The following is an 11,705-nucleotide window of genomic DNA, read 5'->3' on the forward strand; positions in this document are numbered from 1 at the left end:
TACGAAAATGTCAATAGGGCAGAATAATATATAAGAGTGACATTCAACTTGTCTTGCCGGCTGTTGTCTGGTAAATTTAAAACGAGTAATGATACATATTTAGGAGGTTTACCCGGAATGAATAAAATGGATGCAAACGAAATTATTTCTTTTATCTCAAATAGTAAAAAATCTACACCTGTAAAGGTATATGTCAAAGGTGATTTAGAAGGCATGGATTTTGGTCCAACTTCTAAAACTTTCATTACAGGAAATACAGGGGTTGTATTCGGTGAGTGGTCTGAAGTCGAAGAAGCAATCAAGGCAGCAGGAACAAAAATCGAGGATTATGTAGTTGAAAATGATCGTCGTAACTCTGCCATTCCTTTATTGGACCTAAAAGGCATCAAAGCCCGTATCGAGCCTGGCGCAATAATTCGTGACCAAGTATCCATTGGAGACAACGCAGTCATCATGATGGGCGCATCAATCAATATTGGTTCTGTTATCGGTGAAGGTACAATGATCGACATGAACGCAATACTTGGCGGACGTGCAACAGTGGGCAAAAACTGTCACGTAGGTGCAGGTGCCGTTTTAGCAGGTGTCATCGAGCCTCCTTCCGCACAACCGGTCATTTTGGAAGATGATGTGTTAATCGGAGCCAATGCGGTCGTACTAGAAGGTGTCAAAATCGGTGAAGGTTCCGTTGTGGCGGCTGGTGCAGTTGTAACGAAAGACGTTCCTCCATACTCCGTGGCTGCTGGTATCCCGGCGAGGGTCATTAAACAAATTGACGAAAAAACAAAATCAAAAACAGAAATCATGCAAGAACTTCGTCAACTTTAATTTCTTTAGTGAATATTGCCTGAAGCGTGGATAAATATATCCACGCTTTCTGTATAAGGAGGGAATAATGTGAAAATAAATCCTTTTGCCGAGATTCGGCGTGATTTGCATCAAATACCGGAGATAGGATTCAAGGAATTCAAGACGCAGCAATACCTACTGAATTACATAACGAATCTTGCCCAGGAGCGAATGGAAATCGAAACTTGGCGGACTGGGATATTCGTGAAAGTGAAGGGAAGGAATCCGCGAAAAACTATTGGCTACCGGGCTGATATTGATGGTCTGCCGATAAAAGAGGAAACCGGATTGCCGTTCGCATCCAACCACGAGGAATATATGCATGCCTGCGGTCATGATTTTCATATGAGCATAGGGTTGGGGTTATTGACATATTTCACTGAAAATCCGATTGATGATGACTTGCTATTCATCTTCCAGCCTGCAGAAGAGGGGCCTGGAGGAGCTGAACCAATGCTTAAATCGGAAACAATGAAAAAATGGAAGCCGGATATGATTCTTGCTTTACATATTGCTCCAGAGTATCCAGTTGGTACGATTGCCGTTAAAGAAGGGCTTCTATTTGCCAATACATCTGAATTATTCATCGATTTGAGGGGGAAAGGAGGGCATGCAGCCTATCCGCATGAAACAAATGACATGGTCATTGCGGCCTGCTCGCTTGTAGGGCAGCTGCAAACAATCGTTTCAAGGAATGTCAATCCACTTGATTCAGCTGTCATTACAGTTGGGAAGATTACTGGAGGCACCGTTCAAAACATTATTGCGGAGACAGCGCGGTTAGAAGGCACAATACGCACCCTTAACCCGGAATCGATGGTAAAGGTCAAGTCAAGAATAAAAGCGCTTGTGGATGGTATACAAGTGGGATATGAGTGCTTGGCTGATATCGACTATGGAGCGATGTATCATCAGGTATATAATGAAGAACGGTTGACCCGGGAATTCATGGAATTTACAGAGAAGTCAAATGCTGTTCATTTGCATTGTTGTACTGAAGCGATGACTGGTGAAGATTTTGGATATATGTTAAAGGAGATTCCAGGATTCATGTTCTGGCTGGGGGTTTCATCGGAATACGGATTACATCACGCCAAGTTAAGTCCTGATGAAAAAGCGATTGAACTCGCGATCAATCACTTAACGGAATATATAACGTTTAAAGGAAGCGAAGCGTAAAAATGCTTTTCAGTACAGAACATGCTCTAAAGAGCGAACGAATCACGTTGGAGGGCTTATTGTGAAAAAAGAATTTGCGGTGATTGGACTTGGCCGTTTTGGCGGCAGCATAGTCAGGACATTAGCTGAAGAAGGATTAGGGGTTCTGGCCATCGATGCTGACGAAGATCGAGTGAATGAATTTGCCAGGATAGCTTCACATGCAGTTGTAGGGGATACGACGGATGAAAATGTGCTGAGAAACATAGGTATTCGTAATTTTGATCACGTCATTGTAGCGATTGGCGAGAATATTCAAGCTAGTATATTGACGACCCTCATGCTTAAGGAATTGGGTGTCGGAAATGTAACGGTTAAAGCGCAAAATGATTATCATGAGAAGGTTCTCCGGAAAATCGGGGCCGACTTTGTCGTGCACCCCGAACGAGATATGGGAAGAAGGATTGCCCACAATATCGTCTCCAATAATATTCTCGATTATTTGGAGCTTTCTGATGAACACTCCATCGTCGAAATTGTTGCCAGCCAAAAGATGAATGGAAACTCGATATTTGACCTTGATATCCGTGCTCACTATGGGCTGAATATCGTCGCGATCAAAAGAGGGAACGAAATAAATGTCTCCCCACAGGCGAGCGATTTAATTCATAAAGGTGATATATTGATCGTCATCGGCGCGGATTCGGACATCAATCGCTTTGAAAAAAAAATTGTGGAATAAGCAAGCGTCCTGCTAAAATCGAGCAGCGCTTTTATCAAAGGAAAACAAAAAGGTTTCGGAATGGTCTCATTCCGAAACCTTTTTGTTTTTTAATTGGATTTGAAGTAGTTATAGAGAATAGCATGCATCGACATTTTTTTAATTCCCTTAAGTAGTCCTACGAAAACCATTCTTTTCTTTTACATCTGCGAGTACACGCAATATTGTTTCTTTGCGTTTCGCATATATAGATTCACATAATGACACAAATGATCTTTACTTTCTGTACACTGTGATAATAGTGAACAAGTGCACGAAAGGGTTTGGATGATTTGTACTCTCTATTTTGATTTATTTTTTCTTGAAGGCGTACTTGATAGGCTCGTGTTTCGGGCACTGGCTTTCCACAGTGTGGAATCAACAAATACATGCTTCTTATCAGTTTACTTTCGGAAGCTTTCCATTAAGATGCGATAGAAAATCTATTCAAGCATCCTTATCACCTCAAGTTTTAATAATCCTTTTTTTTACAAAAAAGACTGTAGGCAAAAGGAGTTCTATCTAACTGTTAAAACAAAGTTGATTGGAGCGGGTGTTCGAGGCTCCGGGCCGCCCGCGGAAAGCTAGTGCCTGGAGCGGAATTCAACGTTCGAGATTTACAAACCTAAACAAAAAAAGCCCAGCCAAATGATGGCTGGGCTTCTATTATTTATTGCACTTCCATGATGATCGGCAGGATCATCGGACGGCGTTTAGTTTTTTCATATAGGAATGGAGATAGAGTGTCAGTAATTTCATTTTTGATTTCAGACCATTGTGTAGTTTTGCGATCCATCACCTTATTTAAATGCTTGGTGATCAAGGATTGAGCATCGCTGATCAGGTCTCCTGATTCTCTCATATAAACAAATCCGCGTGAGATGATGTCAGGACCGGATGCAATTTTGAATTCCTTCATATTGATGCTGACAACGACAACCACAAGACCTTCCTCGGAAAGAATCCGACGATCACGGAGAACGATATTTCCGATATCCCCGATACCGCTTCCATCGATATAAACCGAACCTGAAGGGATTTTACCAGCGATTTGTGCTGTGTTTTCACTTAAGGAAAGAACTTCACCATTATCCATGATAAAACAATTTTCTTCCGGAACTCCGCAGTCGACTGCATGGCGGGCATGAAGTTTTTGCATACGGTATTCACCATGGATCGGCATGAAGAATTTTGGTTTTATCAAACGTAGCATTAGCTTTTGTTCCTGCTGTCCGCCATGTCCTGATGTATGAATGTCATTCAAAGGACCTGAAATGACGTCTGCTCCTGCACGATATAATTGATTGATCGTTCTGGATACACTGATTGTGTTACCTGGGATGGGTGAAGAAGAAAATACGACAGTATCACCAGGGATGATTTGAATTTGACGGTGAGTGCCATTCGCTATGCGCGACAGGGCTGCCATTGGTTCCCCTTGGCTGCCTGTACAAAGGATGGTTACTTTATTCGCAGGCATGCGATTCAATTGCTGTACATCAATAAATGTATCTTTAGGCGCTACGATATAACCAAGATCTTGTCCGATTGATATGGCTGAATCCATGCTTCGGCCAAAAACGGCGATTTTGCGTCCGTTAGCCACGGCTGCTTCCACAACTTGCTGAAGGCGATGGATGTTCGATGCAAACGTTGCAAAAATGATCCGGCCGTCAACCTTACGGAAAATATCTTGAATGGTATCGCCGACACGGCTTTCGGACATAGTAAAGTTCTGCACTTCACTATTTGTGCTATCCGAGAGTAAGCACAATACGCCTTCTTTTCCGATTTCCGCCATCTTGGTCAGGTTAGCAGGCTCGCCCACTGGTGTGAAGTCGAATTTAAAATCACCAGTATGGACAATTTGTCCAGGTGGCGTTTTAACGACGATCCCATAAGAATCAGGGATACTGTGAGTTGTGCGGAAGAAAGAAACGGACGTCTTCCGGAACTTGATCACTTCATCTTCACTGATTTCAATCATGGTTGTCTGACGTAAAAGGCCGTGTTCTTCCAATTTATTACGAAGCAGTCCAAGTGCCAGCTTCCCGCCGTATACAGGGACATTCACTTTTCTAAGTAAATAAGGAATCCCGCCAATATGGTCTTCATGGCCATGGGTAATGAAGACACCTTTAATTTTATCTACATTTTTCTCTAAATAGCTGTAATCTGGAATCACATAGTCAATACCGAGAAGTTCATCTTCAGGAAATTTAATTCCAGCATCAATGATGATGATTTCATCTTGAAACTGAACAGCATATGTGTTCTTACCGATTTCGCCTAAACCGCCCAGGGCGAATACAGCTGTTTGATCATTTTTTACAAATTTCATAAATTATAGCTCCAATACTTTGTAATCTTCATTTTGTTTTTCATATTCTAAATATGCTCCGGTTACGGGTAGTACGATTTCTACGTTATAAGGTTCTTTTTTTAATTTTAAACGGACGTCACGAACGGATTCACCTTCGACAAACATTGTTTTAGTATTCTCCCTGATGGGAACCTCTGATATGGTTACTTGATAGTATACCTTAAAAACCATTTTAATCTCTCCTCACTTGTTTGCATTGCTTTTTTCATTATATATAAAAACAACAATTTTTTCATGTTTTTCAACATCATGTAAAAATAAACCCAGCTCCGCCATAAAAACGGAAGGGGTTTGATGAATTAAATATACCAATGTCTAAAAGTATATAAAAAAATAGATGGCAGATTTGGTATCAATCCAATTGTAGCTTCCTCTATCTTATATCCTATCCGTTTTTGCCATGTGTAAAACTTAAATCATCTGATCTTTTTTTCGTAAACGATTTCTTTCTAAATTAATCTAGTTTCAATGTGCACACCGTTACATGAAAAGACAACGACTCATATTTTGATTGAAATATGTATTCACCTGACCATATAAAAGCCAAGATAGAAAGAATGCTTAACAAGAACTTTACAACAAGGAAGAAGCCCTCCGCAAGTTTTTGAAGGGCTGTCCGAAAAAAATTCGCATATGGATGACGGCCAAGGCAGGAATGAGTGGCAAATCATGCGATAGTTTTTTTTCTTAAAAGATCATTCCACTGTTTAACAAGCTTTTTACGAAGCTTTTTTAACATGGCGATCACGCTCCCTTAGTTATTATTGTATAGGATTATTCAATAATGTAAATACGTCTTTACAGGTACTTGGCCCATTTTTTAAAAAAAAGGCTCATTCAAACTAGCAACTGGGATTTTAGAGGCAAGAAGGGTGGGAGAAGTGTAATCGGAAAGCCTTAGTTGATTTCTGATTAACAATAGTATATGCCCATTCCCGAATAAAAAACGTAACTTTGAGGTGGATCCGGTAGAGTTACTTGACTTATCTTGATGACAATTATTAAATGAGTACATATTAAAAAAGGAAAAAATGAATGAATTGGAAGTGAATCGTTAGTGAAAATCGTATTCTTTGATATTGACGGAACATTGCTTGATCATGAAAAAAAGTTACCTGCTTCAACAAAAAAAGCCATTAAGCAACTGCAGGATAGCGGGGTTTTTGTAGCGATTGCCACAGGAAGGGCTCCGTTCATGTTCGAGTCCTTAAGGGAAGAGCTTGGCATCGATACATTCGTAAGTTTCAATGGACAATACGTTGTTTTTGAAGGGAAAGTCGTTTATAAAAACCCTTTGAGCAAACCTGAGATAAAACGGCTCCACGAACATGCTGAAAATAATGAAATCCCGATCGTTTTCATGAATGATGAGACAATGAAATCGAGTGTTCCTCATCATAGCCGAATTGAAGAGGCATTAAGCAGCCTGAAGTTTCCCCATCCTGAACATGTGGCAGATTTTTATGAGAACCATGAAATATACCAAGCCTTGTTATTCTGCTCGGAAGATGAAGAAGGGAACTTTGTTGGGAATTATGATGACTTTCACTTCATTAGATGGCATGAGTATTCCACGGATGTACTTCCATTCGGGGGTTCAAAAGCTGAAGGCATTAAAATATTAATGGAAAAAGTCGGGTTTGCTCTGGAGGATGTTTACGCCTTTGGAGATGGCTTAAATGATATAGAGATGTTAAAAGTAGCGGGATATGGCGTGGCAATGGGGAATGCCGGTCAACTTGTGAAGCAAGAGGCCGACTTTGTAACGAAGGATGTCGATGATGATGGCATACTTTTTGGTTTGAAGGAACTTGAATTGATATAAAAAACAAAACCCCCGTCAACCAACTTGCGGGGGTTTTGCTTATTACGTTACCTTTCCACTGCAATAGAATTTTCCGGAATGGCATAAGGGTCTTCCGGGTTGATATGATCATAGAACATGATTCCATTAAGGTGGTCGATTTCATGTTGAAAGCAAATGGCTGCGATGCCTTTCAGGCGGAGTTTAACCGACTTTCCTTCCAGGTCGGTACCCACAACCGTTATTCGAGCATAACGGGGCACATAGCCGGAAACGGGACGATTTACGGAAAGGCAGCCTTCTCCGGATGTCAAGTATGCTTTTTCCACTGAATGGCTAATGAGTTTAGGGTTGAAAAGTGCATAGCTATACAGTTGATCATCTTTTTCTTTCAAATGAACCGCAATCATCCTTTTTGAAACATTCACTTGAGGTGCAGCCAAGCCAATGCCTGCCCTTAACCCATATATAGCAGCAATATCGGGCTTCTGGCTGTTTTGGACATATTCCATCAGGCTGGCTAAAAGTTGTTTATCTTCATATGATGCCGGAAGCGGAACCTCTACCGCGACTTGCCTTAAGATTGGATCGTCTTCATTAACAAAATCATCCATGGTTAGCATAATCTTTCACCCCATAAAAATTCTAATAATATGTATAGGGTTATTTTAACAAAAAAAATGCTGAAAGTTAATGGATGGTCTAATGAAAGAAAAATGGAAGGGATGGAATCAAATCGATTAATTCCTATCCCAACCATTATTTTATTTGCCTGTAGAGGTCTATTAAAAAAAATAGATCATTTTTTGTGAATCAGGGTAAATAGTTAACATTTTCGGGTAAAGGTAATAGTAATTACCTGCTTAGCATAAGCACGCGCCGACAATGATTAGCAGAATGAACAGGACAATGATTATGGCGAAGCCGCTTCCAAAGCCGCAGCCTCCACCATCACCATAACCATAGCTGGGTGCAACGGAAACCGGATAACAACATTCCTGGTTGGAACCTCCATACATAATTTCATACCTCCGTTTTTGTATTATTAAAATGCTGACCACTCTGATTTGAAACGGTCCCTACAGCCTATGCAGTATGGTTTAAAGGGTGTAGGCTAGCGCCCAGTAATGAAAAAAACCTGTTCGGAATATTATTGTAACAAGTGTCAGCGGCTTATAAGGGAATTTAGAGAAATATGAATCTTCGAAGAATTATCAGAAGGAGCTGTCTATTTTGAATCGTTTTGGCCCATATGTTATTTTACTTCTTTCTTTAGTGGTCTTGACTGGTTGTTTCAATGGTTCACCGGAAGAAAGAATCCACAAAATCCTAGAGAAAACTGCAGAAAAGGAAAGTGATTTCACCGAGAATCAAGAGCCTCTTAATGATTTGGAGAAAAAAGAAAAAGAAAAATATGAGAAAATCATTAAACTTGGATTGGATGATTATGAACAGATCGTCGAGCTCTCAGATGAAGCAACCAAGAATATCGACCAAAGGGAAGAAATAATTGAAAAGGAACAAAGCAGTATGCAATCCTCAAAAGAACAATTCAATCAGATTGACGAACAAATCGGGAAAATAGAGGATGAAAAGATAAAAAAAGAAGCGACTGAAATGAAAAAGGTCATGAGTGAGCGCTATAGCACCTACGATAATTTATATGATGCCTATCAACAAAGTCTGGCTTATGATCGTGAATTATATGAACTGTTTAAAAAAGAGGATTTGAAAATGGATGAATTACAAATGCAAATCGAGAAAATCAATACTTCTTATACAAAAGTTTTAAAAGCGAATGAGGAATTTAATGCATTAACGGAAAAATCAAATCAAAAAAAAGAAAGTTTTTATGATAGTTCCGGCATAGAAATGGCTGATTCAACAAAATAATATAAATAATGATGGGCTGTGATCCTCAATCACAGCCCATATTTTATTCCACCCAGTCCATTTATGGACTGAAAATTTCTAGAATGATCTTTTTTTGTGTAACCAAATTGATGTGAGATTTTATACCTGTACTAAAAAAAATCGATAATTAAAAATCTAACAGCAGCGTTATATGAAAGCGTTTGAACGTTTTTTTGGAATATTATTCTGAAGCCTCAAATGCCTTTAGTTAAAGCGGTTTTGGAATCGATGGGATATGCGGGGGAATTGAAATGTTATCCTTCGCCAACCTTAAATCGATAAAGACGTAAATTTTAATAGTACAGTTGTAAAGTGAAAACTAATACAGAGAAGAAGTATGAGTGCTGGAAATTCTATTAAATCAAAATTATAAGGAGCTCCAAGTGATTGACTTGATGTTAATTCATCTTGTAAACTTAATCTATAAAAATTCTTGTATCATTTTCCTTGATTTTTTTTATGGTACAGAATAAGATTGAGACATATTAAGCATATCCACGTTTGAGGGATTGGTCTTAAGGGAAAAATAAAAGAATGTATTGTTGAAGAAACTAAAAAGCAAACTTTTTTTGCTTTATAGAATAATAATAGCAAACCTTTTTAATGAAAGGATGAGGTGCCAAATGGCTCAAAAAACTAAGCAAGCTAAAATTAATGTTCAAGATCAGCTTAAGAAAGTAGAAGAACAATTTGAAACTTTTCAAATTTTAAATGAAGAGGGAGAAGTCGTTAATGAAGCGGCTATGCCTGATTTAAGTGATGAACAATTGCAAGAATTAATGCGTCGTATGGTTTATACACGTATCTTGGATCAACGTTCCATATCACTGAACCGCCAAGGCAGATTAGGTTTCTATGCACCGACTGCCGGTCAAGAAGCTTCTCAAATCGCTTCCCAGTATGCTTTGGAAAAAGAAGATTTCATTCTGCCTGGTTACCGTGATGTTCCGCAAATCGTTTGGCATGGTCTGCCGCTTTGGCAAGCATTCTTATTCTCCCGGGGACACTTTAAAGGAAATCAAATTCCTGAAGACGTCAATGTCATTTCCCCTCAAATCATTATCGGCGCTCAATATATTCAAGCAGCCGGAGTGGCTCTTGGATTGAAGAAACGCGGGAAAAAAGCTGTTGCCATTACATATACGGGTGACGGTGGAACCTCACAAGGTGACTTCTATGAGGGAATTAACTTTGCAGGTGCATTTAAAGCGCCAGCTATCTTCATCGTGCAAAATAACCGTTTCGCAATCTCGACACCGGTTGATTTGCAATCAGCAGCTAAAACATTGGCTCAAAAGGGTGTGGCTGCAGGTATTCCTGGAATCCAGGTTGATGGTATGGATGCGTTGGCCGTTTATACAGCCGTTAAAGAAGCACGTGAACGTGCAATCAATGGTGAAGGCCCTACATTGATTGAAACATTAACTTACCGTTATGGTCCGCATACGATGGCTGGGGATGACCCGACACGTTACCGTACTTCCGAAATGGATAACGAGTGGGAACTGAAAGATCCATTGGTTCGTTTCCGCAAGTTCTTGGAAAACAAAAAACTTTGGAATGAAGAATTAGAAAACGAAACGATAGAAAAAGCAAAAGACGATATTAAAGAAGCAATCAAATTGGCTGATGCAGAACCTAAACAAAAGGTTACAGACCTAATTGAAATCATGTATGAAGAAATGCCTTATAACTTAAAAGAACAATATGAAATTTATAAAGAGAAGGAGTCGAAGTAAGCCATGGCTCAATTGACGATGATTCAAGCAATTACAGAAGCATTACGCACAGAACTTAAAAATGACGAGAATGTACTCGTTTTTGGGGAAGATGTTGGTCTTAATGGAGGAGTTTTCCGTGCAACGGAAAATCTTCAAAAAGAATTCGGTGAAGATCGTGTATTCGATACACCTCTAGCTGAATCTGGAATCGGTGGATTAGCGGTCGGTCTTTCTTTACAAGGTTTCCGTCCTGTTCCTGAAATTCAATTCTTCGGATTTGTATATGAAGTAATGGATTCCGTAAGCGGTCAGCTTGCTCGTATGCGCTACCGTTCAGGCGGACGTTACAGTGCACCTGTTACAATTCGTTCACCTTTTGGAGGAGGAGTGCATACACCGGAAATGCATGCTGATAGCTTAGAAGGTTTAATGGCTCAGCAACCAGGGTTAAAAGTAGTTATCCCTTCCACTCCTTACGATGCAAAAGGCTTATTGATTTCTGCGATTCGTGATAATGACCCTGTCATTTTCCTTGAGCACATGAAATTGTACCGTTCTTTCCGTCAGGAAGTTCCTGAAGAAGAATATACAATTCCATTAGGAAAAGCGGACGTGAAAAGAGAAGGAACGGATTTATCCATTATTACGTATGGTGCGATGGTGCAGGAATCCATCAAGGCAGCTGAGGAATTGGCTAAGGATGGTCATTCCGTCGAAGTGGTCGACTTACGTACTGTATCTCCATTGGATATCGATACAATCATTGCTTCTGTAGAAAAAACAGGACGCGCTATCGTTGTTCAAGAAGCACAAAAGCAAGCTGGTATAGCAGCGAATGTTGTAGCGGAAATTAACGAACGTGCCATTTTAAGCTTGGATGCTCCAGTACTGCGAGTGGCGGCAGCTGATACGGTATTCCCGTTTTCACAAGCTGAAACAGTATGGCTCCCTAATTATAAAGACATTATTGAAACGGCGACTAAAGTCTTGAAGTTTTAACAATCTTAAGTAATGGAATGAATGTCCTGCTTGGGAAAGTAGTTTTGCATTAACGGTAATGCAAGATAAAGGACTTTATTCAAAGCACTAAGTATGATTTAATATAGGAGGTTGAAC

Annotated in this window: 11 protein-coding genes and 1 pseudogene; 7 read left to right on the top strand and 5 right to left on the bottom strand. The window is 39.8% G+C overall.

The genetic code is table 11. The features are described from left to right. Window positions 1–117: 117 nt before the first annotated feature. The 3 genes from dapD to OSJ91_RS08330 all read left to right on the top strand — a co-directional run bounded on the left by dapD (window position 118) and on the right by OSJ91_RS08330 (window position 2,749). Window positions 118–828 (top strand): 2,3,4,5-tetrahydropyridine-2,6-dicarboxylate N-acetyltransferase, encoded by a 711-nt coding sequence (gene dapD / locus OSJ91_RS08320; RefSeq protein ID WP_101224529.1) that lies wholly within the window; start codon window positions 118–120, stop codon window positions 826–828. A 75-nt stretch (window positions 829–903) separates the two neighbouring features. Further along, entirely contained in the window at window positions 904–2,028 is a 1,125-nt protein-coding gene (locus tag OSJ91_RS08325; protein ID WP_137018995.1) for an N-acetyldiaminopimelate deacetylase, read from the top strand. 58 nt (window positions 2,029–2,086) lie between these two features. Beyond that, the gene (locus OSJ91_RS08330; RefSeq protein WP_284702805.1) at window positions 2,087–2,749 is read left to right on the top strand and encodes a potassium channel family protein; all 663 of its coding nucleotides are present in this window, start codon (window positions 2,087–2,089) and stop codon (window positions 2,747–2,749) included. Window positions 2,750–2,862: 113 nt separating this feature from the next. Here the strand turns inward: OSJ91_RS08330 and OSJ91_RS08335 are convergent. The 3 genes and pseudogenes from OSJ91_RS08335 to OSJ91_RS08345 all read right to left on the bottom strand — a co-directional run. Further along, a pseudogene (locus tag OSJ91_RS08335) lies at window positions 2,863–2,983 on the bottom strand (transposase); the annotation flags it as partial. A 454-nt stretch (window positions 2,984–3,437) separates the two neighbouring features. Next, window positions 3,438–5,108 (bottom strand): ribonuclease J1, encoded by a 1,671-nt coding sequence (gene rnjA / locus OSJ91_RS08340; protein ID WP_034314071.1) that lies wholly within the window; start codon window positions 5,106–5,108, stop codon window positions 3,438–3,440. 3 nt (window positions 5,109–5,111) lie between these two features. After that, complete coding sequence (locus OSJ91_RS08345; protein ID WP_034314070.1) at window positions 5,112–5,321, bottom strand: DNA-dependent RNA polymerase subunit epsilon; 210 nt, start codon at window positions 5,319–5,321, stop codon at window positions 5,112–5,114. A gap of 886 nt (window positions 5,322–6,207) precedes the next feature. On the opposite strand from OSJ91_RS08345, the gene OSJ91_RS08350 reads away from it, so the two are divergent. Then, complete coding sequence (locus OSJ91_RS08350; RefSeq protein ID WP_350301907.1) at window positions 6,208–6,975, top strand: Cof-type HAD-IIB family hydrolase; 768 nt, start codon at window positions 6,208–6,210, stop codon at window positions 6,973–6,975. Between the two features lie 47 nt (window positions 6,976–7,022). On the opposite strand, the gene def is transcribed toward OSJ91_RS08350, so the two are convergent. Both def and OSJ91_RS08360 read right to left on the bottom strand, forming a co-directional pair. After that, window positions 7,023–7,577 (bottom strand): peptide deformylase, encoded by a 555-nt coding sequence (def, locus tag OSJ91_RS08355; protein WP_350301908.1) that lies wholly within the window; start codon window positions 7,575–7,577, stop codon window positions 7,023–7,025. A 240-nt stretch (window positions 7,578–7,817) separates the two neighbouring features. Then, on the bottom strand, window positions 7,818–7,973 hold the full coding sequence (locus OSJ91_RS08360; RefSeq protein WP_063231991.1) for a YjcZ family sporulation protein: 156 nt from the start codon (window positions 7,971–7,973) through the stop codon (window positions 7,818–7,820). Between the two features lie 214 nt (window positions 7,974–8,187). Between OSJ91_RS08360 and OSJ91_RS08365 the strand changes: the two genes are divergently transcribed. The 3 genes from OSJ91_RS08365 to OSJ91_RS08375 all read left to right on the top strand — a co-directional run bounded on the left by OSJ91_RS08365 (window position 8,188) and on the right by OSJ91_RS08375 (window position 11,588). Next, window positions 8,188–8,847 (top strand): YkyA family protein, encoded by a 660-nt coding sequence (locus OSJ91_RS08365; protein ID WP_350301909.1) that lies wholly within the window; start codon window positions 8,188–8,190, stop codon window positions 8,845–8,847. A gap of 644 nt (window positions 8,848–9,491) precedes the next feature. Beyond that, window positions 9,492–10,607, top strand: a complete 1,116-nt coding sequence (gene pdhA, locus OSJ91_RS08370; protein WP_241590432.1) for a pyruvate dehydrogenase (acetyl-transferring) E1 component subunit alpha — start codon at window positions 9,492–9,494, stop codon at window positions 10,605–10,607. 3 nt (window positions 10,608–10,610) lie between these two features. Next, entirely contained in the window at window positions 10,611–11,588 is a 978-nt protein-coding gene (locus OSJ91_RS08375) for an alpha-ketoacid dehydrogenase subunit beta (RefSeq protein ID WP_034314063.1), read from the top strand. The last annotated feature ends 117 nt before the right edge of the window (window positions 11,589–11,705 follow it).

It is taken from the genome of Bacillus sp. T-10(2022) (assembly GCF_056502895.1).

Excerpts from the sequence above, each read along its gene's own strand:
- dapD (WP_101224529.1), top strand. The coding sequence starts at position 118 with ATGAATAAAATGGATGCAAACGAAATTATTTCTTTTATCTCAAATAGT.
- rnjA (WP_034314071.1), bottom strand. The coding sequence starts at position 5,108 with ATGAAATTTGTAAAAAATGATCAAACAGCTGTATTCGCCCTGGGCGGT.
- OSJ91_RS08345 (WP_034314070.1), bottom strand. The coding sequence starts at position 5,321 with ATGGTTTTTAAGGTATACTATCAAGTAACCATATCAGAGGTTCCCATC.
- def (WP_350301908.1), bottom strand. The coding sequence starts at position 7,577 with ATGCTAACCATGGATGATTTTGTTAATGAAGACGATCCAATCTTAAGG.
- OSJ91_RS08360 (WP_063231991.1), bottom strand. The coding sequence starts at position 7,973 with ATGTATGGAGGTTCCAACCAGGAATGTTGTTATCCGGTTTCCGTTGCA.
- pdhA (WP_241590432.1), top strand. The coding sequence starts at position 9,492 with ATGGCTCAAAAAACTAAGCAAGCTAAAATTAATGTTCAAGATCAGCTT.
- OSJ91_RS08375 (WP_034314063.1), top strand. The coding sequence starts at position 10,611 with ATGGCTCAATTGACGATGATTCAAGCAATTACAGAAGCATTACGCACA.